The 23,230-nt window shown below is 70.7% G+C and carries 21 protein-coding genes; 10 read left to right on the top strand and 11 right to left on the bottom strand.

Translation table 11 applies throughout. The annotated features are described in order from the left end of the window. Positions 1-43 precede the first annotated feature (43 nt). Together ACZ6TI_RS28545 and ACZ6TI_RS28540 are read left to right on the top strand one after the other, a co-directional pair. A complete protein-coding gene (locus ACZ6TI_RS28545) occupies positions 44-475 on the top strand; it encodes a response regulator (RefSeq protein WP_465348243.1) in 432 nt (143 codons plus the stop codon). Between the two features lie 38 nt (positions 476-513). Then, entirely contained in the window at positions 514-843 is a 330-nt protein-coding gene (locus tag ACZ6TI_RS28540) for a PRC-barrel domain-containing protein (protein WP_465348242.1), read from the top strand. Between the two features lie 3 nt (positions 844-846). Here ACZ6TI_RS28540 and ACZ6TI_RS28535 read toward each other — a convergent pair whose 3' ends face one another. Continuing rightward, complete coding sequence (locus tag ACZ6TI_RS28535; protein WP_465348241.1) at positions 847-1,866, bottom strand: 3-oxoacyl-ACP synthase III family protein; 1,020 nt, start codon at positions 1,864-1,866, stop codon at positions 847-849. A gap of 181 nt (positions 1,867-2,047) precedes the next feature. Further along, a complete protein-coding gene (locus ACZ6TI_RS28530) occupies positions 2,048-3,076 on the bottom strand; it encodes an MHYT domain-containing protein (protein WP_465348240.1) in 1,029 nt (342 codons plus the stop codon). A 209-nt stretch (positions 3,077-3,285) separates the two neighbouring features. Between ACZ6TI_RS28530 and ACZ6TI_RS28525 the strand changes: the two genes are divergently transcribed. From ACZ6TI_RS28525 to ACZ6TI_RS28490, 8 genes are all read left to right on the top strand, one after another. Next, a complete protein-coding gene (locus ACZ6TI_RS28525; protein WP_465348239.1) occupies positions 3,286-3,657 on the top strand; it encodes an ArsR/SmtB family transcription factor in 372 nt (123 codons plus the stop codon). Next, positions 3,650-4,282, top strand: coding sequence for an SRPBCC family protein (locus ACZ6TI_RS28520; protein WP_465348238.1), 633 nt, complete (start codon positions 3,650-3,652; stop codon positions 4,280-4,282). The genes ACZ6TI_RS28525 and ACZ6TI_RS28520 overlap by 8 nt, the downstream gene beginning before the upstream one ends. A gap of 45 nt (positions 4,283-4,327) precedes the next feature. Beyond that, positions 4,328-5,500, top strand: a complete 1,173-nt coding sequence (locus ACZ6TI_RS28515) for an ROK family transcriptional regulator (RefSeq protein ID WP_465348237.1) — start codon at positions 4,328-4,330, stop codon at positions 5,498-5,500. After that, complete coding sequence (locus ACZ6TI_RS28510) at positions 5,500-6,339, top strand: haloalkane dehalogenase (RefSeq protein WP_465348236.1); 840 nt, start codon at positions 5,500-5,502, stop codon at positions 6,337-6,339. Before ACZ6TI_RS28515 ends, ACZ6TI_RS28510 begins: the two co-directional genes overlap by 1 nt. Before the next feature lie 70 nt (positions 6,340-6,409). Continuing rightward, positions 6,410-7,387 carry a hydroxypyruvate isomerase family protein gene (locus ACZ6TI_RS28505; RefSeq protein WP_465348235.1) on the top strand — a complete coding sequence of 326 codons (978 nt, stop codon included), beginning with the start codon at positions 6,410-6,412 and terminating at the stop codon, positions 7,385-7,387. After that, a complete protein-coding gene (locus tag ACZ6TI_RS28500) occupies positions 7,384-8,253 on the top strand; it encodes an NAD(P)-dependent oxidoreductase (RefSeq protein ID WP_465348234.1) in 870 nt (289 codons plus the stop codon). The genes ACZ6TI_RS28505 and ACZ6TI_RS28500 overlap by 4 nt, the downstream gene beginning before the upstream one ends. A 94-nt stretch (positions 8,254-8,347) precedes the next feature. After that, positions 8,348-10,033 (top strand): glyoxylate carboligase, encoded by a 1,686-nt coding sequence (gene gcl / locus ACZ6TI_RS28495; RefSeq protein WP_465348233.1) that lies wholly within the window; start codon positions 8,348-8,350, stop codon positions 10,031-10,033. 213 nt (positions 10,034-10,246) lie between these two features. Continuing rightward, positions 10,247-11,974, top strand: a complete 1,728-nt coding sequence (locus tag ACZ6TI_RS28490) for a thiamine pyrophosphate-binding protein (RefSeq protein WP_465348232.1) — start codon at positions 10,247-10,249, stop codon at positions 11,972-11,974. A gap of 71 nt (positions 11,975-12,045) precedes the next feature. On the opposite strand, the gene ACZ6TI_RS28485 is transcribed toward ACZ6TI_RS28490, so the two are convergent. The 9 genes from ACZ6TI_RS28485 to ACZ6TI_RS28445 form a co-directional block, all read right to left on the bottom strand. Next, positions 12,046-12,504, bottom strand: a complete 459-nt coding sequence (locus ACZ6TI_RS28485) for a hypothetical protein (RefSeq protein WP_465348231.1) — start codon at positions 12,502-12,504, stop codon at positions 12,046-12,048. A 45-nt stretch (positions 12,505-12,549) separates the two neighbouring features. Beyond that, positions 12,550-13,239 (bottom strand): GntR family transcriptional regulator, encoded by a 690-nt coding sequence (locus tag ACZ6TI_RS28480; RefSeq protein ID WP_465348230.1) that lies wholly within the window; start codon positions 13,237-13,239, stop codon positions 12,550-12,552. A gap of 80 nt (positions 13,240-13,319) precedes the next feature. Beyond that, a complete protein-coding gene (locus ACZ6TI_RS28475) occupies positions 13,320-13,532 on the bottom strand; it encodes a formate dehydrogenase subunit delta (protein WP_465348229.1) in 213 nt (70 codons plus the stop codon). Next, entirely contained in the window at positions 13,532-16,372 is a 2,841-nt protein-coding gene (gene fdhF, locus ACZ6TI_RS28470; RefSeq protein ID WP_465348228.1) for a formate dehydrogenase subunit alpha, read from the bottom strand. Before fdhF ends, ACZ6TI_RS28475 begins: the two co-directional genes overlap by 1 nt. Beyond that, positions 16,369-17,862 carry a formate dehydrogenase beta subunit gene (locus ACZ6TI_RS28465; RefSeq protein ID WP_465348227.1) on the bottom strand — a complete coding sequence of 498 codons (1,494 nt, stop codon included), beginning with the start codon at positions 17,860-17,862 and terminating at the stop codon, positions 16,369-16,371. Before ACZ6TI_RS28465 ends, fdhF begins: the two co-directional genes overlap by 4 nt. Continuing rightward, positions 17,859-18,365, bottom strand: a complete 507-nt coding sequence (locus ACZ6TI_RS28460) for an NAD(P)H-dependent oxidoreductase subunit E (RefSeq protein WP_465348226.1) — start codon at positions 18,363-18,365, stop codon at positions 17,859-17,861. The genes ACZ6TI_RS28465 and ACZ6TI_RS28460 overlap by 4 nt, the downstream gene beginning before the upstream one ends. A 19-nt stretch (positions 18,366-18,384) precedes the next feature. Then, positions 18,385-19,356, bottom strand: a complete 972-nt coding sequence (locus ACZ6TI_RS28455; protein ID WP_465348225.1) for a 2-dehydropantoate 2-reductase — start codon at positions 19,354-19,356, stop codon at positions 18,385-18,387. A gap of 78 nt (positions 19,357-19,434) precedes the next feature. Beyond that, the gene (locus ACZ6TI_RS28450; protein WP_465348224.1) at positions 19,435-20,715 is read right to left on the bottom strand and encodes an OFA family MFS transporter; all 1,281 of its coding nucleotides are present in this window, start codon (positions 20,713-20,715) and stop codon (positions 19,435-19,437) included. A gap of 366 nt (positions 20,716-21,081) precedes the next feature. Further along, positions 21,082-23,223: an acetate--CoA ligase family protein gene (locus ACZ6TI_RS28445; RefSeq protein ID WP_465348223.1), complete on the bottom strand. Its 2,142-nt coding sequence runs from the start codon at positions 23,221-23,223 to the stop codon at positions 21,082-21,084. Between the last annotated feature and the right edge of the window lie 7 nt (positions 23,224-23,230).

The following is a 23,230-nucleotide window of genomic DNA, read 5'->3' as shown; positions in this document are numbered from 1 at the left end:
GCGAGCCCTATGCTTGCCGCACCGCAAATGAGGGAGTTGTTAGGTGCGCAGTCTCCAGATTCTGGTCGTCGACGATGACGACGCCGACGCCCTCATGATCGAGGAGGCGCTCGAGAACGCGGAGAGGCGGGCCACGGTCACCCGGGTCGCGGACGGCCGCGAGGCCCTCGACTACCTCAATCGCGAGGGGCAATACGCGGACGCGCACCGTCCCGACCTGATTCTGCTCGACCTCAACATGCCCCGGATGGACGGTCGCGAGACGCTGGCCGCGATCAAGAGCGACGAGAGGCTGAAGGCCATCCCGGTGGTCATCCTGACCACGTCGGGCGCGGCGCCGGACATCGTGGCGAGCTACCAGCACCGGGCGAACGCCTATGTCACCAAGCCCTTCGGGCTGGACGACTTCGAGGCCACGGTGCGTCAGATCGACCGGTTCTACCGCGAGGTCGCGGTTCTGCCGCCCACCGACTGATCCGTGTACGAAACGGGCCTGCGGGTACTCGACCTGCCATGACCGACACCGACCAGGCGCCCGAGGACATCGGCGCGCCGCAGTCCTATCTCGTCCTCGAGACCGGCACCGCCGTCTACGACCGCTCCGGCGATCGCGCCGGCGTGGTCGACCACGTGCTCGCCGACGACCGCGAGGACATCTTCCACGGCCTGATCATCCGCACCGGCGACGGACACAAGTTCGCCGGCGCCGACCAGATCGACGGCATCTACGAGCACGGCGTGATCATCTCCGAGCCGGCCGACCGGCTCTCCGCGCCGAGCGAGGACGCCGCGCCGGAGAGCGGGCTGCGCCGCGCCTGGGACTGGCTGGTCAAGCCCCACTGAGTGCTACCCGGCGTGCCAGCGCAGCACGGACGCGCCGACCGCCATGCCGCCGCCGAAGCCGGCCAGCAGCACCAGCTCGCCGTCGCGCAGAGCGCCGGAGCGGGCGGCCGCGTCCAGCGCCACCGGCACCGACGCGCTGCCGACGTTGCCGTAGCGGGCCAGGGTCAGGTGAGTGGTCGCGCCGTCGAGCTGGGCCAGGTCCACCAGTTCCTTCAGCATCACGCCGTTGGCCTGGTGCGGGACGAAGTGGTCGACGTCCTTGGCGTGCAGACCGGCGCGGTCGAGCATGCGGTCCAGCACCGGCGGCACGTGCTCGGCGACGAACTCGCGTACGCCGCGGCCGTCCATCCGGAAGTAGTGCTCGCCGTTGGCCACCGTCTCGGCCGAGGCCGGTCGCCGGCTGCCGCCCGCCTCGACCCGGATCAGCTGCTGGGCGGCGCCCCGGCTGACCAGCTCGATGTCGAGCACGCCGTATCCCTCGGGCACCGCGCCGACCACCGCCGCGCCGGCCCCGTCGCCGAACAGCACCGCGGTGCGGCGGTCGTCGAAGTCGAGGATGCGGGAGTAGACGTCCGAGGCGACCACGAGCACCTTCGCGTCCGGCTGCGTGGCGACCAGGCTGCGGGCCAGCGCCAGGCCGAACACGAAGCCGGCGCACACCACGTTGATGTCGAAGCAGGCGGCCCGGTCGGCGCCGATCAGATCCTGGACGATCGTTGACGTCGGTGGTTGCGGAGAGTCACCGGTGCTGGTGGAGACGATGAGGTAGTCGAGGTCCGCGGCGGTGATCCCGGCGGCCTCCAGGGCGGGAATCGAGGCCTTCGCCGCGAGGTCCGAGGCGGCCTCGTCGGCGGCCGCGAACCGGCGTGCCTCGATCAACGTCTTTCTCGCCACCCAGTCCGGGTCAGCGCCTGTGACCAGGGTGGCTAGCTCGGCGTTGGTCACCTCGCGGGACGGGAGATAGGACCCCGTGCCGAGGATGCCGACGGCCGGGAGCGACGGGGGCGACTGATCCGGGAACATGCGACCACCTAGACGTCGAGCGGCAGTCCGGGAGTCGCTGCCGTCCCTTCCGATGGTCCGTCAGCAATCACGCAGCGTCATCATCCGCAAGGCCAACCCTCTCATCCTTACGGAGGGTGACCAATGACAGAGGGGCGGCGGATCGCTCCGCCGCCCCGCCGAACGTGCTCGCCGGCCGGTGCTACTTCTCGGCCCGGTCGCGGAAGGTCCAACTGCTGTCCGAGGTGGGCATCCGGCGCTTCAGCGGCGCCCGCTCGCCCGGGATCCGCGGCGGCGGTGGGTGCTCGGCGCCCGGGTCGGCCGCCAGGTCATGCTGCAGCGAGTTGAGTCGCTCGCCCAGGCCGGGACCGCTGCCGGGCCGAGCCGACGCCACCGGCGGCGGCGCGGGCTGCTGCGGCTGCGGTCGCTGAGCCGGCTGCTCCCGCGGTCCGCCGAAGGGCTGCCGCTGGGCCGGGACCGGCGCCGGCGCGACCGCCTCCTGTCGCGCCGCCATGTATGCCAGGCCCGCGCGGTCCTCCTCGGTCGGCGCCGCCATCAGCGAATAGATCAGCCCGAGCACGCCGAACACCACGGCCAGGCCGATCGGGATCATCAGCTGCGACGCGGTCGCGCCGGAGAGGGGCACCACCGCCGGCTCGATGCGCACCGACATCGCGGACATGCCGGTGAAGTGCATGCCGTTGACCGCGACCCCCATGATCATCGCGGAGATCAGGATGACCAGCGGCTTGCGCACGGTCACCGTCAGCCAGAGCGCCACGATCGCGGCGACCACGGCGATGCCGAGGGACAGCCCGACCCGGGTGACGCTGTAGTCGATCTCGCCGTCCAGCCGCATCGCCGCCATGCCGGTGTAGTGCATGGCCGCCACGCCCAGGCCGGCCAGCGCGCCGCCGACGATGATGCGCAGGTGCCGCGCGCCCGAGCCGAGCAGCGCGATGGACAGGCCGAGACCGACCGACACCACCGCGATGATCGCGCTGGCCGCGGTCAGGCCGATGTCGTAGCGGATCGGGGTGCCCACCACGTCGAAGCCGAGCATCGCGACGAAGTGCATGGTCCAGATGCCGGTGCCGCCGATCGCGACCGCGGCGAGGCTCAGCCACCAGATGCGGCCACCCCCGGGCGGCGCCTGACGCAGCCGCACGGCGCAGGTGAGACCGAGCAGCGAGCCGAGGACTGACAGCGTGTAGCTGACGGTGGGCGTCACCCATCCATGACTCAGGTGATGGATCTCCGCCATTACCGAGTTCCCCTTACGTCGAGATGTCGGGATGCATCCTGCCTGCACGCACCGCGATCTGCATAACTCTGTGATCCACACGGCAGATAATCAAGACGTTGGTACCGGTCGCAACCCCGGCCGAACAGCTCAGTCAGGCTTGTCTTATATAAGACGTGACTGATACTGTGGCGTCCGTGCATGCGTTCGATGTCCTCGGCGACCCGATCCGGCGCCGCATTCTGGAGCTGCTGGCCGACGGCGAGCAGTCCTCCGGCGCGGTCACCGAGGTCATCCGAGCCGAGTTCGGCATCACCCAGCCGGCCGTCTCACAGCACCTGCGGGTGTTGCGGGACAACGGCTTCGCGACCGTCCGTCCACAAGGCACACGCCGCCTCTACGCGGTCGACGACACCGCGCTGCGCGAGGCCGACCAGTGGCTCAGCCGCTTCCGCCACTTCTGGGCGCCGCACCTGGACGCGCTGGCCACCGAGGTCGCGCGGGGCAAACGCGAGCGGCGCCCGACCGTGGAGCGAAACGTGCAGAAAAGCGAGGATTTCGATGTTTGACGCCAAGCAGCAGATCAGCAGCGTCCACCGCACCGTCGGCAACCGAACGCGCGAGAGCGGCGAGGCGCACGTCGCCACGATCAGCCAGGTCTATCCGACCGGCCTCGACGACCTGTGGGAGGCGGTCACCTCGGCCGAGCGGATCCCACGCTGGTTCCTGCCGATCACCGGCGACCTGGCCGAGGGCGGCCGCTACCAGCTCGAAGGCAACGCCGGCGGCACGATCACCCGCTGTGACAGGCCTCGGCAGTTCGAGGCCACCTGGGAATTCGACGGCAACGTCAGCTGGATCACCGTGCGCCTGACCCCGGAGGGCGGCGAGCACACCCGGTTCGAGCTGGAGCACGTGGCGCACGTCCCCACCGAGTTCTGGGATCAGTTCGGCCCGGGCGCCACCGGCCTCGGCTGGGACATGGGCCTGATGGGGCTGGCGCGGCACCTGCAAAGCCCACAGGAGCCTCTGAATCCGGTGGCGGCCGCCGGCTTCCTGGTCTCCGACGAGGGCCGCGAGTTCCTGCGGCTGAGCAGCGAGGCCTGGTTCGACGCCGACGTGGCGAGCGGCAGTGACCCCGGGATCGCCCGCGGCATGGCGGACCGGTCGTTCGAGGCGTACACCGGCTCCTGAATTCGCAAGGTCCTTTCCTGGGCCTTGTCGTCGTATCGTCAGGCCATGCCCGGGGCCGAAGGGGTGCTGCTGCGACACGTGCACGTGTCCGGCGGCCTCACGCGCTCCGATCTGGCCGCGCGGATGGGCGTCAATCGCAGCACCATCCTGGCGCTGACCGCCCGGCTGGCGCGGGCCGGTCTGGTCCGCGAGCACGTCCCGCTGGAGTCCGGCCGGGTCGGTCGTCCCTCGCTGGTGGTCGCGCCGGCCGCCGACCGGGTGTTCGCGCTGGCCTTCGACGTCGCGGTGGATCGCCTGGTCGCGGCGCGGGTCGCGCTCGGCGGCGAGGTCGTGGCCCGGAGGACCGCTGCGCGTTCCCGGGCCGGTGCGGACCTCCAGGTGGTCGTCGCCAAGCTCGCCGAGATGGGTACGGAGCTCCTGCGCGAAGCCCCGGCCGGCACCGTCTGCGCAGGCGTCGGAGCTTCCTATTGCGGCATGATCCGGCGCCAGGACGGCATGGTCCGCTACGGCCCCGACCTGGGCTGGGTGGATCAGGCGTTCGGCGCCGAACTGAGCCGCCGCCTCGGCCTCGGGCTGCCGGTGGCGGTCGGCAACGAGGCCCACCTCGGAGCTCGGGCCGAGCACGTCCGGGGCGCCGGCGCGGGCGTGCGCAACCTGATCTATCTGCACGGTGACGTGGGCGTCGGCGGCGGCATCATCGTCGGCGACGAACTGCTCGACGGCGACGGCGGATACGGCTGCGAGCTCGGGCACATGCTGGTCAACCCCTATGACGGACGGCCCTGCTCGTGCGGTGCGCGGGGCTGCCTGGAGGCCGAGGTCGGCGAGCGGGCGCTGCTGGCGGCGGCCGGGCGCCCGGCCGGTCAGATCGGGCGCGGCTCGGTGCAGTCGGTGATCGCGGACGCGGCCCACGACGAACGGGCGGCCGCGGCCGTGCGCAGCGTCGGCGACTGGCTGGGCATCGGCGTGGCCAACCTGATCAACCTGTTCAACCCGGCGCTGCTGATCTTCGGCGGCGCGATGAGCGACGTCTACCTGGCCGCCGCCGACCGGGTGCGCGAGCGGATCGCCAATCACGTGCTGCCGGTGTCCCGCGAGCGGGTGCGGCTCTGCGTGCCGGCGCTGGGCGACGACACCACGCTGGTCGGCGCGGCCGAGCTCGCCTTCGAGGCCCTGCTCTGCGACCCCCTGGCCAGCAACGTGCCGGCGGGCGTGTGATGGGCCGGGTCGCGGTGCTCGGCACGACGCTGCACTACCGCGAGGAAGCGGGCGCCGGGCCGCCGGTGCTCTTCCTGCACGGCAACCCCACTTCGTCGTACCTGTGGCGCCGCATCCTGCCGCGGGTCGGCGCGGGCCGCCGGCGCATCGCGCTCGACCTGATCGGCATGGGCGACTCGGGCAAGCCGCCGATCGACTATTCGCTGGCCGACCACATCGCGCACGTGGAGGCCTTCGTCGAGGCGCTGAAGCTGACCGGCATCGTGCTCGTGGCCCACGACTGGGGTGTCGCGATCGGCCTGGATCTGCTGCGCCGGCATCCGGACCGGATCGCCGGACTGGCCATGATGGAGGGTCACCTGCGCCCGCTGGCCGGTTGGGACGACTTCGACAAGGGCGGGCGTGAGCTGTTCCGCCGGTTGCGGACGCCCGGCGACGGCGAGCGGATGGCGCTGACCGAGAACTTCTTCGTCGACACGCTGCTGCCCGCCGCGGCGCCCGCGCTGACGGCGGCCGACCTGGAGGTCTACCGGCGGCCCTATCCGGACGAGTCGGCACGGCTGCCGCTGCTGCGCTGGGCGCGGCAGATCCCGGTCGGTGGCGAACCCGCGGCGGCCGCCGAGACCCTGCGTCTGGGCTGGGCGAACCTGACCACCTCGCCGGTGCCGAAGCTGCTGCTGCATGGCGAGCCGGGCGCGATCGTCACCGCCGGAACGGTGGCGATGTGCCGGGCCGCGCTGCCCGCCCTGACCGTGGCCTCGGTCGGCGCGGCCGGGCACTTCCTGCCCGAGGACAGACCGGATGAGGTCGCCGCCGCACTCGGAGCGTTCATTCAGTAGCAACGCCGCCTCTCGCTGCGCCGGGCGGCCCCTTCTTGACACCCTTCCATACTGCATACAGGATACTGGGATGACGGACACGCCGCTGCGGTACGACGTCAACCTCTCCCTGCTCTTCACCGAATTGCCGCTGCTCGATCGGCCCGCCGCCGCGCGCGCCGCCGGGTTCGACGCGGTCGAGTTCTGGTGGCCGTTCGGCACTGCCACGCCGCCCTCGGCCGAGGTCGACCGCTTCGTCGAGGCGATCGGCGCCGCCGGCGTACGCCTCATCTGTGTGAATTTCTTCGCCGGCGACATGCCGGCCGGCGACCGGGGACTGGTGTCCTGGCCGGGGCGCACCCGCGAATTCCTGGACGGCGTCGACGTGGCCGTCGGCATCGCGGTGCGCACCGGCTGCCGGTCGTTCAACGCGCTCTATGGCAACCGGCTGCCCGGCGTCGACCCCGGGCGCCAGGACGACATCGCGATCGAGGCGCTCGCGCACGCCGCGCAAGCCGCCGCGCGGATCGACGCGCAGGTGCTGATCGAGCCGCTCAGCGGGATGCCGCGCTATCCGGTGCGCAAGGCCGCCGACGCGCTCGCGGTGATCGACCGGCTGCCCCGGCGGGACGAGCTGCGGCTGCTCGCCGACCTCTACCATCTGGCGGTCAACGGCGATGACCTGGCGGCGCTGCCCGGGCTGGCTTCGCGGATCGGGCACGTGCAGATCGCTGACGCGCCTGGGCGGCACGAGCCCGGCACCGGATCGCTCGACCTGATCGGCACGGTCCAGCGCCTGGTGGCGAACGGTTACGACGGGCACATCGGAATCGAGTACGTGCCCAGCAGCCCGACTGTGGAGAGCTTTGGCTGGCTGAGCGGCTTGGGGTGGGCAGGCGGTTCCGGCCGGCCAGGGGGCTTCGGCGCGGCGGGCGGGTCGTCGGCCTCGACGGGCGGGTCGTCGGCCTCGGCGGGCGGCGTCAACGCAGCGAGCGGGTCGTCGGCCTCGGCGGGCGGCGGCGGTGCGGCGGGCGGCTTGGGCCGGACTGGCATGGGGATGTCGGCATGACGGCGATCGGGTTCATCGGGCTCGGCATCATGGGTGGTCCGATGGCCAGCCATCTGATCGCCGCCGGGCATCAGGTCGCGGGTTTCGATGTGCAGCCGGCGCCGGTCGCGACGCTCGCCCAGCTCGGTGGTCGTGCGGCGGCGAGCGTGGCGGACGCGGCCCGCGGCGCCGAGGTCGTCATCACCATGTTGCCCAACCATCCGCACGTCGAGGCGGTCGCCGCCGAACTGCTGCCCGCCGCCAAGCCGGGCACGCTGGTCATCGACATGAGCACGATTCGGCCGGAGACCTCGATCGCGGTGGCCGCGGCCGGCGCCGAACGCGGGATCCGGGTGCTGGACGCGCCGGTCTCCGGCGGCGAGGTGGGCGCCAAGCAAGCAACACTGTCCATCATGGTCGGTGGCGCGGAGGACGACGTCGCCTTCGCCCGGCCGATCCTGGAGGTGCTCGGCCGCACCATCGTGCACGTCGGCGGCCACGGTGCCGGCCAGGTCGTGAAGGCCGCCAATCAGCTCGTCGTGGCCGGCATCTTCGGCCTGGTGAGCGAGGCGATCGTGCTGCTCGAGGCGTCCGGGGTGGACCCGCGCGCCGGGCTGGACGTGCTGGCCGGCGGGCTGGCCGGGAGCCGCATCCTGGAACTCAAGCGCGAGTCGATGGTGGCGCGGGAGTTCGCGCCGGGCTTCCGGATCGACCTGCACCACAAGGACATGGGCATCGTGCTGGACGCCGCCCGGCGGGCCGGCGTGGCGCTGCCACTGGCCGGACTGACGGCGCAACTGGTGGCCGCGGCCCGAGCGATGGGCCATGGCGGCGACGACCATTCCGCCCTGCTCACCGTGACCGCGGCCCTGTCCGGCCGCCCCTGACCGCACGGCTGTCGCGTATGGGTAGGCAGAGCCGCTCTGCACACCTCGAGGCAACAGTGGTGGCTTCCGTCCGTACCGGAGAAAGGGTTTTGTCATGCCTCGGATCCCCGTCATGCAGGCCGTCGTGCAGATTCTCCGCTCGGAAGGGGTCCGCACGGTCTTCGGCTGTCCCGGCGCCGCCATTCTGCCGCTCTATCACGCGTTGGAGGTGGACGGCGGCGTCGAGCACCTCATCGTGCGTCACGAGGAGGGCGCCACCCACATGGCCGACGGCTGGTCGCGGACCACCGGCAAGGTCGGCGTCGCGATCGGCACCTCCGGACCGGCCGGCACCAACATGATCACCGGGCTCTACACCGCGCAGGCCGACTCCGTGCCGATCCTCTGCATCACCGGCCAGGCCGTGTCGTCGAAGCTGCACCAGGAGGCGTTCCAGGCGGTCGACATCGTGGCGATCGCGGCGCCGGTGTGCAAATGGGCGGTGCAGGTCAAGGAGGCCGCGCAGGTGCCCTGGATCTTCCGCAAGGCGTTCCAGATCGCGCGGTCCGGACGACCCGGGCCGGTGCTCATCGACCTGCCGGTGGACGTGCAGAAGGAACTGATCGAATGGGACACCACTGTGGACGCACCGCTGCCGATCGTCCCGGTTCGGCCGCATCTGCCGCGGGTGGAACGCGCGCTGGACATGCTGCTGGAGGCCGAACGCCCGCTGATCCTGGCCGGCGGCGGGGTGATCCTGGCGGACGCGGCGCCCGAGTTGCGCGAGCTGGCCGAGCATCTGCGCGTGCCGGTGCAGGTCACGCTGATGGGCAAGGGCGCGCTCGACGACGACCATCCGCTGCACGCCGGCATGACCGGGATTCAAACCTCCCAACGGTACGGGAACGCGTCCTTCCTGGAGTCCGATGTGGTGCTCGCGGTCGGCGCTCGGTTCGGTGACCGGCACACCGGGGCGCTGGACGTCTACCGCGGCGACCGGCGGTTCATCCACGTGGACGTCGAGCCGACCCAGATCGGCAAGGTCTTCGGGCCGGACCTCGGGGTGGTGTCGGACGCCCGGATCTTCCTGCGCGAACTGCTCGCGGCGGCCCGGCGGCGGCCGGCGCGGTGCGACTCTGCCGGGTGGCTCGCCCGGATCGACGAACTGAAGCGGACGCTGACCCGGCGCGAGGACTACGACACCGTGCCGGTGAAGGCGCCGCGGGTCTACAAGGAGATCAACGAGATCTTCGGACCCGAGACCTACTTCGTCACCGCGATCGGGCTCTACCAGATCTGGGGCGGCCAGCATCAGCGCGTGCACGAGCCGCGGCGTTACCAGGTGTGCGGGCAGGCCGGGCCGCTGGGCTGGGAGATCCCGGCGGCGATCGGCGTGAAGAAGGCGGCGCCGGACGCGGAGGTGGTCGGCGTGGTCGGCGACTACAGCTTCCAATTCCTGGTCGAGGAACTCGCGGTGGCGGCGCAATATGACGTGCCGTTCGTGCTGATCATGCTGAACAACGAGTACCTGGGCCTGATCCGGCAGGCGTCGATCGGCTACGACATGAACTTCGAGGTGGACATCCACTACGACACGTTCGGGTCGGACAACGTCAAGATCATGGAAGCGTACGGGTGTGCGGGACGGCGGGTCTTCGAGCCGGGCGACATCCGGGAAACGATCGAGTGGGCCCGCAAGGAGGCCGCCCGGATCAGCCGCCCGGTGCTGGTCGAGATCATGATCGAACGAGAGGCGAACACCCCGCACGGCACCGCGATCGACGCCGTCCGCGAGTTCTGACCCGACCGGTCACGCAGACCGTCTCGTCAGGAACTTGACGTCGGGACTGGTCTCGTGCCGAGTTGCTTGACGACAATAATCGCCGTCTAGGTTCTGTCCCGCCGACCATACTGTATGCGATATGTGGTCTACGAACGACTGGACACTGATTGCGGCATCGGCGAGGATGGCGGCATACGGTATGCAGTCTTCAATCTCTCCGTGGAGGGAACCATGACACAGACAGCCGCCGAGTCGTCCGCGGACAAGATCCTCCGCCGACCCAGCCAGGATCCGGACCGCATCTCCGGCGGACACCTGGTGGCCAAGGCGCTGAAGGCCGAGGGTGTCGACGTGATCTTCACTCTCTGCGGCGGTCACATCATCGACATCTACGACGGATGCGTGGACGAGGGCATCGACGTGGTCGACGTACGGCACGAGCAGGTCGCCGCGCACGCCGCCGACGGATACGCCCGGATCACCGGCAAGCCCGGGGTGGCCGTGGTGACCGCCGGTCCCGGCACCACGGACGCGGTCACCGGGGTGGCCAACGCCTTCCGCGCGGAGAGCCCGATGCTGCTGATCGGCGGCCAGGGTGCGCTGAGCCAGCACCGGATGGGCTCGCTGCAGGACCTGCCGCACGTCGACATGATGACGCCGATCACCAAGTTCGCGGCCACCGTGCCGCACACCACGCGCAGCGCCGACATGGTCTCGATGGCGTTCCGCGAGTGCTACAACGGCGCCCCCGGACCGTCCTTCCTGGAGATTCCGCGCGACGTGCTCGACGCGGAAGTGGCGCTGGCCGACTGCACGATCCCGGCGCCGGGGCGGTATCGCGCGAGCACCAGAAGCGCCGGGGATCCGGCCGACGTTCAGCGACTCGCCGATCTCATCGTGCGGGCGAAGAAGCCGGCCATTCTGCTCGGCACCCAGGTGTGGACCGGCCGGGGCACCGACGCCGCGGTCGAGCTGGTGCGCACGCTCAACGTGCCCGCCTTCATGAACGGCGCCGCGCGCGGCAGTCTGCCTCCCGGCGACCCGCATCACTTCCACCTGTCCCGGCGCTATGCGTTCAACAACGCCGACCTGATCATCATCGTGGGGACGCCGTTCGACTTCCGGATGGGTTACGGCAGGCGGCTTCCGCAAGGTGCGACGGTGGTCCAGATCGACATGGATTACCGTACGGTCGGAAAGAACCGCGACGTCGACCTGGGCATCGTCGGCGACCCCGGCGCGGTGCTGGCGGCCGTGACACAGGCCGCGACCGGACGTATCAGCAACGGCTCGGCCGACCGCAAGGCGTGGTTCGACGAGTTGCGTGCCGAGGAGACGGCGGCATATCAGAAGCGTCTCCCCCGCCAGCTCTCCGACGCCTCCCCGATCCACCCGCTGCGCCTGGCCCACGAGATCAACGAGTTCCTCACCGAGGACTCGATCTTCATCGGCGACGGCGGGGACATCGTGACGTTCTCGGGCGGGGTGGTGCAGCCGAAGGCGCCCGGTCACTGGATGGACCCGGGTCCGCTGGGCACGCTCGGGGTGGGCGTGCCGTTCGCGATGGCGGCGAAGTACGCACGACCCGACCAGGAGGTGGTCTGCCTCTTCGGTGACGGCGCGTTCAGCCTCACCGGCTGGGACTTCGAGACCATGGTCCGGTTCGGGCTGCCGTTCGTCGGCGTGGTCGGCAACAACTCGTCGATGAACCAGATCCGCTATGGCCAGAAGGCCAAATACGGGTCGGCGCGCGAGCGGGTCGGCAACACGCTGGGCGACGTGCACTACGACAAGTTCGCCGAGATGCTCGGCGGGCACGGCGAGGAGGTGCGCGACGCGGCGGACATCGGGCCGGCGTTGCGGCGGGCGCGCGAGTCGGGGCTGCCGTCGCTGATCAACGTATGGGTGGACCCGGACGCCTACGCGCCCGGCACGATGAACCAGACGATGTACAAGTAGCCGGCCGCGGCGGGGTGTTGCGTTTAGGTAGGCAGAGCCGCTCTGCCTACATAGACGCAACACCGGGAGCCTCAGGCGGGGACCGCTTCCTTGGCCTTCCGTTTGCGGAACGCGTTGCGGATCACGAACACCCAGGCGACCAGCGCCACCACCCCGCCGGCCACGATGCCGCTGATCAGCAGATAGGTCGAGCCGCCGGCGGTGGCGAAGACACCGTTGCGCGCGCCGGAATCCCGTGCCTCGACGGTGTTTCCGGCGCCGAGCGTGTCCGGCTCGTCATAGAGCACGACGTCGTCGCGCCGCTCGCTGCCGTCGGCCGCCGCCCACGTGCCGTGCAGCGTGCACGACCGCCGGCCGCACTCCTCGCGCGTCGCGGTGAAGGTGCCGACCGTGCCGCTGCCGTTGTGCGCCTGCCAGGCCGGCGCGAGGTCGAAAGCTCCATAGAGGATGCCCATGACGGCGATGACCGGGAGGCCGATCCAGAGGAAGATCCTCGTGCGCCATTCAATGATTTTGCTCAGAATTCCCACGGTCGGGAAGGTTAGGGCAGCGCGACCGTTCGCGCTGCCCCGTGTTCACTCGGCGGCGCGCTGCTCATAGATCTTGCGGGTGCGCTCGGTGTGCTTGCGCATCAGGTCGCCGGCCTTGCGGCCGTTGCCGGCCGCGATCACCTCGATCAGCTCGCGGTGCTCGTCCCAGGCCTCTTTGCCGCGGGCGCGGGCGATCGGCCGGTAGTACCACCGCACCCGCCTGTCGACCATGCCGATCAGCTCGGACATGATCTTGTTGGCGGACATCGCCAGGATCTGCTGGTGCAGGGCCGCGTTGGCGGCGACCATGCCGGCCTCGTCGTCCTTCGCCAGCGCCGCCTCACCGGTCGCCTGCAGCTTCCACAGCTGCTCGACGGTCTCCGGCGTCGCGTTGAGCGCGGCCAGCCGGGCCGACTCGGCCTCCAGCAGCGAGCGGGCGCCGAGCAGCTGGTCGGCCTCCTCCGGGGTGGGCGTGTGGACGAACGCCCCGAGCGCCGGCCGCAGGTCGACCCAGCCCTCGGCGTGCAGCCGCTGCAGCGCCTCGCGCACCGGCTGGCGGCTGACCCCGAGCTGGGCGGCGAGCTCCTGCTCGACGAGGTGTTCGCCGGGCTGGAGCTCGCCGTTGATGATCATGTCGGCGATCACGTCGGTGACCGCCTGCCGCAACGGCACCGGCCGCTCGAGGGGCTGGCGGGCGGCGCGCGCCCGCTTGGCCGTCGTCGGGATGTCGCTCATGTGCCCTCCGGCCGCGATACCTGCTGGTTGCGGGTTTTAGCATACAGTCGCCGAAAAACAGCCCGGAGGAGCGGGGAGGGTCAGCGGACCAGCTTGGCCGCCTCGACGGCGAGCGGGTCCAGGGGCGTTGCCTCGTCGTCGGCGAGCGCCCGCAGCCGGGCCCGCATGCGTGGGTCCCAGAAACGGCGGACGTGGGCGGCGATCGCCTCCGCGGCCTCACCGGGCGGCAGGTGGCGGAACTGGCGCGAAATGTCGTTGATCATGCGCTGTTCCGCCGGCACGGTTCCGGCCATCAGGTTCTGCCTTCAGACCGGACAAGGGTGGTGGTGGGGCCGTGCACGGCCCGCACCGGCAGAGCGGTGGAGTCCTCGGTCGCGTGCCGCACCATCGGCTGGGCGAGGGCGACCTGCACGGCGGTCACCTTGTACTCCGGGCAGTTGGTGGCCCAGTCGGAGTGCTCGGTGGTGACCACGTTGGCGCCGGTCACCGGGTGGTGGAAGGTGGTGTAGACGACGCCCACCGGCATCCGGTCGGAGATCTTCGCGCGCAGCGTGGTCTCGCCCACCCGGCTGGCCAGCGTGACCAGGTCGCCGTCGGTGATGCCGCGATCCTCGGCGTCGTGCGGGTGCACCTCGAGCAGGTCCTCGGGGTGCCAGGCGACGTTGCCCGTGCGCCGGGTCTGCGCCCCGACGTTGTACTGGCTGAGGATCCGGCCGGTGGTCAGCACCAGCGGGAAGCGGCGGGTGGTGCGCTCCTCCGTCGGCACGTACGCGGTCGGCATGAATTTGCCCTTGCCCCGGGTGAACGTGTCGGTGTGCATCACCGGGGTGCCCTCGGGCGTCAGCTCGTTGCACGGCCACTGGACGCTGCCCAGCTTGTCGAGCACCTCGAAGGAGACCCCGGCGAAGGTGGGCGTGACCGAGGCGATCTCGTCCATGATCTCGCCCGGGTGCCGGTAGCTCATCGGGTAGCCCATCGCGGTGGCGATCTCGCAGAAGATCTGCCACTCGTGCTTGCCGGTCTTCGGCGGCATCACCGCGCGCACCCGGTTGATCCGGCGCTCGGCGTTGGTGAACGTGCCGTCCTTCTCCAGGAAGGACGCGCCGGGCAGGAAGACGTGCGCGAACTTGGCCGTCTCGTTGAGGAAGAGGTCCTGCACCACGACCAGCTCCATGCTGGTCAGCGCCGCGGACACGTGCCGCAGATTGGGGTCCGACTGGGCGATGTCCTCGCCGTGCACCAGCAGGCCGTGGAAGGTGCCGTGGATCGCCGCGTCGAACATGTTGGGGATGCGCAGGCCGGGCTCGCTCGGGATGGCGCTGCCCCACAGGTTGTCGAAGACGCCGCGGACCGCGTCGTCCGAGACGTGCCGGTAACCGGGCAGCTCGTGCGGGAACGAGCCCATGTCGCAGGAACCCTGCACGTTGTTCTGCCCGCGCAGCGGGTTGACCCCGACGCCGTCGCGGCCGATGTTGCCGCACGCCATCGCCAGGTTCGCCATGCCCATCACCATGGTCGAGCCCTGGCTGTGCTCGGTCACGCCGAGGCCGTAGTAGATCGCGCCGTTCCGGGCGGTGGCATAGAGCCGGGCGGCCGCGCGCAGGTCGGCGGCGGGCACACCGGTGATCTCCTCGACCGCTTCCGGGCTGTGCTCGGGATCGGCGATGAAGCTCGCCCACCCCTCGTAGTCCTCGCAGCGCTCGGCCACGAACTCGCGGTCCACCAGGCCCTCGGTCACCGCCACGTGGGCCATCGCGTTGACCACCGCGACGTTGGTGCCGGGGCGCACCGGCAGGTGGTATGCCGCCTCGATGTGCGGCGAGCGGACCAGGTCGATGCGGCGCGGGTCGATCACGATCAGCTGGGCGCCCTCGCGCAGCCGGCGCTTCATCCGGGACGCGAAGACCGGGTGCCCGTCGGTCGGGTTGGCGCCGATCACCACGATCACGTCGGCCTCGGCCACCGACTTGAAGTCCTGGGTGCCGGCCGACTCGCCGAAGGTCTGCTTGAGGCCGTAGCCGGTCGGCGAATGGCAGACCCGCGCGCAGGTGTCCACATTGTTGTTGCCGAACGCGGCGCGGACCATCTTCTGCACCGTGAAGACCTCTTCGTTGGTGCATCGCGACGAGGAGATCGCGCCGATCGCGCCGGCGCCGTGCCGCTGCTGGATGTCGCGCATCCGGCTCGCCACGGTGCCGATCGCCTCGTCCCACTCGACCTCCCGCCACGGGTCGGTGATCCGGTCGCGGACCATCGGCTTGAGCTGGCGGTCGGGGTGACTGGCATAGCCGTACGCGAACCGGCCCTTGACGCAGGAGTGCCCCTCGTTGGCGCCGCCGTCCTTGTACGGCACCATCCGGATCAGCTCGTCGCCCTTCAGCTCGGCCTTGAACGAGCAGCCCACCCCGCAGTATGCGCAGGTGGTGACGACCGAGCGGGTCGGCATGCCGAGCTCCACCACGGATCGCTCCAGCAGGCTGTCCGTCGGGCAGGCCTGCACGCACGCGCCGCAGGACACGCACTCGGACTCCAGGAAGTCGCCGCCGCCGGCCGAGACCTTGGAGTCGAAGCCGCGGCCCTCGATGGCCAGCGCGAAGGTGCCCTGCACCTCGTCGCAGGCCCGCACGCACCGCGAGCAGGCGATGCAGCGGGACGGATCGAAGTCGAAGTACGGGTTGCTGCGGTCGACCGGGGCGTCGCGGTGGTTGGCGCCGTCGTCGCCGTACCGGATGTCGGTCAGGCCGACCGTGCCGGCCAGGTCGTGCAGCTCGCAGGTGCCGTCCATGCAGTCGCGGGGGTGATCGGAGAGGTAGAGCTCCATCACCCCGCGGCGCAACCTCTCCAGCTTGGGCGACTCGGTGTTCACCACCATCCCCGGTGCGACCGGCGTGGTGCACGACGCCGGGGTGCCACGCCGGCCGTCGATCTCCACCAGGCAGAGCCGGCACGAGCCGAACGCGTCCAGGCTGTCGGTGGCGCAGAGCTTGGGGATCGAGACGCCCGCCTCGCTCGCCGCCCGCAGCACCGACGTGCCTTCGGGCACCGCGATCCGCCGGCCGTTCACCTCCACGTCGACGGTCGCCGGCCCCTTGCGCGCCGGAGTGCCGAAATCGGGTTCCGTCAGAAGCGTCATGGCTGCCTCGCCTCGAAGTCGTCCGGGAAGTGGGTGAGCGCGCTGCGGACCGGCATCGGGGTGAGCCCGCCCATCGCGCACAGGGATCCGTCGGTCATCAGCTCGCAGAGGTCTTCGAGCACCACCAGGTTGCGGTCACGCTCGTGGCCGGCCCGGATGCGGTCGATCACCTCGACGCCGCGGACCGCGCCGACCCGGCATGGGGTGCACTTGCCGCAGGACTCGGCGGCGCAGAACTCGAACGCGAACCGGGCCTGCGCGGCCATGTCCACGCGGTCGTCGAAGACCACGATGCCGCCGTGCCCGACCATCGCGTTGACCTTGGCGAACGCCTCGTAGTCCATCGGCAGGTGGAACATCGACTCCGGCAGGTAGGCGCCCAGCGGTCCGCCGACCTGCACCGCGCGCACCGGCCGGCCGGAGCGGGTGCCGCCGCCGTAGCCGTTGACCAGCTCGCCGAGCGTGATGCCGAACGCGGTCTCCACGATCCCGCCGCGCAGCACGTTCCCGCCGAGCTGAAAGACCTGGGTGCCGCGGGAGCGTTCGACGCCCAGCGCCGCATAGGCCTCGGCGCCGTCGGCCAGGATGCTCGGCACGGTGGCCAGAGTCAGCACGTTGTTCACCACGGTCGGCTCGCCGAACAGGCCCTCGAGCGCGGGGATCGGCGGCTTGGCCCGCACCTGGCCCCGCTTGCCCTCCAGGCTTTCCAGCATGGAGGTCTCCTCGCCGCAGATGTACGCGCCGGCCCCGACCCGCACCTCCAGCCGGAACCCGTCCAGCTCCGTGCGGGTGAGCTCGATCGCCTGCCGCATCGTCTCGACGCCGTCCGGATATTCCGACCGGATGTAGATGTAGCCCTCGGTGGCGCCGACCGCATGGGCCGCGATCGCCATGCCCTCGACCAGCACGAACGGGTCGCCCTCGAGGATCATCCGGTCCGCGAAGGTGCCGCTGTCGCCCTCGTCGGCGTTGCAGCAGACGAACTTCAGCTCGCCCGCCGCCTCGAGCACGGTCTTCCACTTGATGCCCGCCGGGAAGCCCGCGCCGCCGCGCCCGCGCAGCCCGGAGTCGGTCACCTCGGCGACCACCTCAGCCGGCGTCATCTCCCGCGCTTTGCGCAGGCCCGCCATGCCTCCGCCGGCGAGGTAGTCGTCCAGCGACAGCGGATCCGTGCGGCCCATCCGGGCGAACGTGACCCGCTGCTGCCCGGCCAGCCAGGGATGCTCCTCGACCAGCCCGATGCGCAGCGGGTGCTCGGCGTCGTCGCGCAGCGCCGCCAGCAGTCCCGGCACGTCGGCGGGCGTCACCGGGCCGAAACCCACCCGCCCGGCCGGGGTCTCCACCTCGACCAGCGGCTCGAGCCAGAGCAGGCCGCGCGAGCCGTTGCGCACGATCCGCAGCCCGGGGTCGTGCACCTGCAGCGCGGCGGCGACCTCGTCGGCGCCCACCGAGCGGGCGGCCGAGTCGCGGGGCACGAAGACGGTGGTCACGGGCGGGCCTCCAGCAGGGTGCGCAACCGCTCGGCGTCGACCCGGCCGTGCAGCCGGCCGTCGATCTGGACCGACGGGCCGAGCGCGCAGTTGCCGAGGCAGAAGACCTGCTCGACGGTGGCCGCCGGGCCGCAGACCGCGGGCGCCTCGGCGAACAGCTCCTCCGCGCCGACCGACTGGCAGGCCTCGGCGCGGCAGATCCGCACCCGGGCGCCGAGCAGTGGCGCGGCCCGGAAGTCGTGGTAAAAGGTGATCACGCCGTGCACCTCGGCGCGGGAGAGGTTGAGCTCCTCGGCGAGCACCGGCACGGCGTCGGCCGGCACGTGCCCGAGGCGTTCCTGGATGGCGTGCAGGATCGGGATCAGGTTGCCGCGCTGATCGCGGCAGGCGGCCACGGCCTCGCGCACCGGGATCGCGATGGCCGGGTCGACCAGGGACGCCGGGCTGGGCGCGGCCGCCTCTCGCCGCCGGCCCTTGCGCCGGAACCCCTCCGCGTCGGTCATCGCCAGTCCCCTCCGCACATCATCGTGCACTCCGAGCCAGCAGATCCACGGCGGCGTACACGTTGCGCAGGGTCGGGGCCGGAACGCCGGTCATCTCGGCCAGCTCCACCACCGCGCCGATGATCGCCTCGAGCTCCAGCTCCTTGCCCGCCTCCAGGTCCTGCAGGGTCGATGTCTTATGGTGCCCCACCCGGGCGGCCCCGTCGATGCGCCGCTCGATCGAGATGGACGGCCGGCAACCCGCCGCGGTGGCGATCGCGACCGTCTCGCGCATCATCTCGGCGACCAGGTCGCGGGCGCCCGGGTGCCCGCACATCTCGGCCAGGGTCGCCCTGGTCAGAGCGCTGAGCGGGTTGAACGCGACGTTTCCCATCAGCTTGACCCAGATGTCGTCGCGCAGGTCGGTCTCGACCGGGCATTTCAGGCCGCCGGCCACCATCGCCGTGCTGAACGCCGCGCACCGGGCGGACGAGGAGCCGTCCGGCTCGCCGATCGAGAACCGGGTGCCCTCCAGGTGCCGGATCACGCCCGGGCTCTCGATCTCGGTCGAGCAGTAGACGACGCAGCCGATCGCCCGGTGCACGTCGAGCACCGCGCTGGTGGCGCCGCCGGGGTCGACGGACTCGATCCGCCGGCCGTTCAGCGGGTGCCCGGTCAGGCCGTGGAAATACCACCACGGGATGCCGTTCTGCGCGGCCACGATCGCGGTGCCGGGTCCGAGGAGCGGCTCGACCAGGGCGCCGGACGATGCGTACGCGTGGGCCTTGAGCCCGAGGAACACGAAGTCGACCGGGCCGATCTCGCCGGGATCGTCGGTGGCCCGGGGACGGGCCGTGAAGTCGCCGCGTGGGCTGCGAATCCGCACGCCGTCGCGGCGGATGGCGGCGAGGTGCGCGCCGCGGGCGACCAGATGCACCTCGACGCCGGCCCGGTGCAGGGCCGCGCCGACATAAGCGCCGATGGCTCCGGCGCCGAGAACCGCGATCCGCACGTATCGACTCCCTTCGCTGAGAATTTGGGACGGCGCGGCCGGACCACCGGGGGCGATCCGGCCGCGGGAGGGGGACCGCTAAACGACCATCGGCACCCGCTGGAGGTCGGCGTCCAGGTCGCTGCGGCCCGGCTGCTTGAGCAGGAAGGACAGCGCGCCGGTGAACAGCCCGATGCAGCCGGCCAGCAGGAACGCGCCGCCGTATCCCCAGGCCGCCACGACCACCGCACCCAGCCCCGACCCGACCAGGCCGGAGACGAGCTTGGAGCTGTAGACCATGCCGTAGTTGGAGGCGTTGTTGTTCTCCCCGAAGTAGTCCGCGGTCATCGCCGCGAACAGCGGGAAGATGGCGCCGCCACCGAAGCCGGAGATCATCGACGCGAGCAGGAACAGCGGCATGTTGCCGATGGATCCGGAGAGGAACACGGCGAACTGCGCCAGCCCGAGCACCCAGCAGACGATGGTGAGCGTCTGCCGGCGGCCGTACCGGTCGGAGATCCAGCCGATCACGCCGCGGCCGGTGCCGTTGACCACCGCCTTGAGGCTCATCGCCAGGGCCACGATCCCGCCGGCGAAACCCATCTCCTTGCCGAACGGCACCTGGAACGCGATGCCGAAGATGTTCACGCCGGCCGTCATCAGCAGGCTGAACCACATCAGATAGAGCACCGGCGTGCGGGCGGCCTCGCGCGGCGTGAACTGCCGCACCGCGGGCGGGTTCTTCGCCAGCGACCGCCGCACCTTGGGGTCGTCCGCCACCTGCAACGGGTCGACGTTGGCGGGCCACCAGTTCTTCGGCGGGTCCTTGAAGAAGAATCCGGTGACCGCCACCGCGATCGCCAGGAAAACGCCGGTCGCGACCAGCACGCCGCCGTAGTTACTGGTGTCCATGTAATTGGTGAAGATGAAGATGAAGGGCACCGACCCGTAGGCGAAACCGCCGTTCACGAAACCGGTCTTTCCGCCCCGGCGCTCGGGGTACCACTTGCCGACCATGTTCACGCAGGTGGCATAGACCATGCCCGCGCCCAGACCGCCGAAGACCGAGAAGCCCACATAGGCCAGCAGCACGTGTGGCGAATAGGCCAGCGCGAGGTAGCCGAGAATCGTGCCGATCGCGCCGCACATCATCGCGGCCCGGGCCGAAAGGCGTCCGCTCTCGCGCAGCTTGCCGGTCGGGAAAGCGATCGCGGCCTGGAAGAACACCCAGACGCCGAGCAGCCAGAAAATGTGCGCGCCGTGCCAGCCGTGCGCTTCGGAAAGGGTCTCCTCGGCGGAGGTGAAGGCATATTCCGAAGAGCTGATCGCCATCATCGCCGCCCACGGCAGGAAGACCATCCAGCGGCGCGAACGGCCCATCAGATCACGGTCGGTCTCACCGAGACGATAGACCCGGCCGTTGCCGTCAACGACTTCGCGGTAGCCATTTGCTGTGGCATTTCTCGCGTTGCCGGACGGGCCGTCCGGGATAGGATTGCCGGTAGGTGGGCGGTCTGGTGTCGAGACCATGACTGGACCTCCTTTTAGGGCAGGGTTGCGTGGGTCTGCGACGAGCCGAAAAGTCCAGACCTGGCTGTTCTTCCTTGGCTGCCGTTCGGCGTTGGCGCGCCGGGCGGCAGCTTTCTGCGTTTCCGGCCGGAAAGCTGGACCGGCCTTCCGAACGGAACAGCTGGACCGGCCGGAAAGCCGGGCCGGCGGCCCGCTGGGCCGCCGGCGAGATGCGATCTACCGCGGCGTGATCAGACCGGCCGCGCGGGCCCAGCGATACTTCGCGCCGAGCACCGCCACCGGCTTCTCGGTGGTGTAGGGATAGGCGACGACGCCGTGGCGATAGAGGAACTCGGCGGCCTCCTGCACCTCGACGTCGCCGGAGAGCGACGCCACCACCGGCTTGTCGATGCCCTTGGCGCGAAACTCCGAGACCACGTCCACGACGAGTTCGGCGAAGATCATCGGCGGGGTCACGATGGTGTGCCAGTAACCCAAGATCAGGGCGTGCACCCGCTCGTCGGCGAGCCCGAGCGCGATCGTGTTGCGATAGGTCGAAGGCGGCTCGCCGCCGGTGATGTCCACCGGGTTGCCGGCCGCCCCGAACGGCGGGATGTAGGCCCGGAACGCGGCGTCCAGGTCGGGCGGGATCGCCATCAGGTGCAGTCCATTGTCGACACACGCGTCGGAGAGCAGCACCCCGGAACCACCCGCGCCGGTGATGATCACGACGTTCTCGCCCCGCGGGGCGGGCAGCAGGGGCACGCCGCGGGCGTACTCCAGAAGGTCGTTGAGACCCGGCGCCCGGATCACCCCGCTCTCCCGCAGGATGTCGTCGTAGACCTTGTCGTTGCCGGCCAGCGCGCCGGTGTGCGAACCGGCCGCCTTGGCGCCCTGATCGGTGCGACCGGCCTTGAGCACCACGATCGGCTTGCGCACCGAGACCCGTTTGGCGGTGTCCGCGAACGCGCGCCCGTCCTTGAGGTCCTCCAGATGCATGGCGACCAGGTTGGTGTTGTCGTCCGCCTCGAAGAAGGTGAGCAGGTCGTCCTCGTCGATGTCGGCCTTGTTGCCGACCCCCACGATCGCCGAGACGCCCATGCCGGTCGATCGGCTGAAGCCCAGGATGGCCATCCCGATGCCGCCGCTCTGCGAGGACAGCGCCACCCCGCCGCGCACGTCATAGGGCGTGCAGAAGGTCGCCGACAGGTTCTCCGGCGTGTAGTAGTAGCCGTAGATGTTGGGGCCGAGGATGCGGGTGCCGTGCCGGCGGGCGATGGCCAGCACCTCGTCCTGCAGCTCCTGGTTGCCGGTCTCGGCGAAGCCCGACGGGATCAGGATCGCGCCGGCCACCCCCTTGGCGCCGGCCTCGTCGAGCGCCGCCGGCACGAGCGTGGCCGGGATCGCGAAGACCGCCACGTCCACGTCGCCCGGGACGTCGGCGATGCTCGGGAACGCCTGGTGGCCGAGGATCTCGTCGGCTTTCGGGTTGATCGGGAAGATCCGGCCCGCGTACCCGCCGTCGACCAGGTTTCTCATGACCGAGTTGCCGATCTTGCCGGCCTGGGCGCTGGCCCCGATCACGGCCACCGCGGACGGTCGCATGATGCGGTTCATCGAGGCCAGGATCTCCGCGGTGGTGAACTGCTCCGGGCGCTCGGCGGCGTGCTCGTCGATCAGGATCCGCACGTCCACCGCGATCGCCGAGTCGCCGGTGGCCAGCACCGGATTGAGGTCCACCTCGGCGAGCTGCGGGAAGTCGGTGACCAGCTCGGAGACGTTGACGATCAGGTCGATCAGCAGGTCGCGGTTCGCCGGCTCGGCGCCGCGCACGCCGCGCAGGATCTCGGCCGCGGCGATGCCGTCGAGCATCGAGGCCGCGGTCTCGCGGGTGGCCGGCGCGAGCCGGAACGTGACGTCCTTGAGCACCTCGACCAGCACGCCGCCGAGCCCGAACGCGACCACCTTGCCGAAGCTCGGGTCGATCACCGCGCCGACGATGACCTCATGTCCGCCGCTCAGCATCTTCTGGACCTGCACCCCGTGCACATCAGCGCCCGGGTCGTACCGTCCGACAGAATCCAAGATCTTCTCGTACGCCCAGCCGACCTCGGCCGTGCTGCCGACCCCGACCACCACTCCCCCGGCCTCGGTCTTGTGCAGCACGTCCGGCGAGACGATCTTCATGACCACCGGGAAGCCGATCCGCCGGGCCAGGTCCTCGGCCTCGCCCGCGGTGGTGGCCAGTCCTTCGGCGGGAGTGCTGATGCCGTACGCCTCGGCGACCTCGCGGCCCTCCGGCGCGGTGAGCGACGACCGGCCCTCGGCCGCCGCCTTGTCCAGGATGCGCTGCACTGCCTGTTTGTCGTGCTCTGACATGCGGACT

It is taken from the genome of Actinoplanes sp. NPDC051388, from assembly GCF_055586225.1.
The sequence above is the reverse complement of the archived record's forward strand: the minus strand, read 5'-3'. Positions and strand labels throughout refer to the sequence as shown.

What these genes read in the sequence shown, in the direction of transcription:
- ACZ6TI_RS28540 (WP_465348242.1), top strand. Translation starts at nt 514, where the DNA reads ATGACCGACACCGACCAGGCGCCCGAGGACATCGGCGCGCCGCAGTCC.
- ACZ6TI_RS28535 (WP_465348241.1), bottom strand. Translation starts at nt 1,866, where the DNA reads ATGTTCCCGGATCAGTCGCCCCCGTCGCTCCCGGCCGTCGGCATCCTC.
- ACZ6TI_RS28520 (WP_465348238.1), top strand. Translation starts at nt 3,650, where the DNA reads ATGTTTGACGCCAAGCAGCAGATCAGCAGCGTCCACCGCACCGTCGGC.
- ACZ6TI_RS28515 (WP_465348237.1), top strand. Translation starts at nt 4,328, where the DNA reads ATGCCCGGGGCCGAAGGGGTGCTGCTGCGACACGTGCACGTGTCCGGC.
- ACZ6TI_RS28510 (WP_465348236.1), top strand. Translation starts at nt 5,500, where the DNA reads ATGGGCCGGGTCGCGGTGCTCGGCACGACGCTGCACTACCGCGAGGAA.
- ACZ6TI_RS28505 (WP_465348235.1), top strand. Translation starts at nt 6,410, where the DNA reads ATGACGGACACGCCGCTGCGGTACGACGTCAACCTCTCCCTGCTCTTC.
- ACZ6TI_RS28500 (WP_465348234.1), top strand. Translation starts at nt 7,384, where the DNA reads ATGACGGCGATCGGGTTCATCGGGCTCGGCATCATGGGTGGTCCGATG.
- gcl (WP_465348233.1), top strand. Translation starts at nt 8,348, where the DNA reads ATGCCTCGGATCCCCGTCATGCAGGCCGTCGTGCAGATTCTCCGCTCG.
- ACZ6TI_RS28490 (WP_465348232.1), top strand. Translation starts at nt 10,247, where the DNA reads ATGACACAGACAGCCGCCGAGTCGTCCGCGGACAAGATCCTCCGCCGA.
- ACZ6TI_RS28480 (WP_465348230.1), bottom strand. Translation starts at nt 13,239, where the DNA reads ATGAGCGACATCCCGACGACGGCCAAGCGGGCGCGCGCCGCCCGCCAG.
- ACZ6TI_RS28475 (WP_465348229.1), bottom strand. Translation starts at nt 13,532, where the DNA reads ATGGCCGGAACCGTGCCGGCGGAACAGCGCATGATCAACGACATTTCG.
- fdhF (WP_465348228.1), bottom strand. Translation starts at nt 16,372, where the DNA reads ATGACGCTTCTGACGGAACCCGATTTCGGCACTCCGGCGCGCAAGGGG.
- ACZ6TI_RS28460 (WP_465348226.1), bottom strand. Translation starts at nt 18,365, where the DNA reads ATGACCGACGCGGAGGGGTTCCGGCGCAAGGGCCGGCGGCGAGAGGCG.
- ACZ6TI_RS28450 (WP_465348224.1), bottom strand. Translation starts at nt 20,715, where the DNA reads ATGGGCCGTTCGCGCCGCTGGATGGTCTTCCTGCCGTGGGCGGCGATG.
- ACZ6TI_RS28445 (WP_465348223.1), bottom strand. Translation starts at nt 23,223, where the DNA reads ATGTCAGAGCACGACAAACAGGCAGTGCAGCGCATCCTGGACAAGGCG.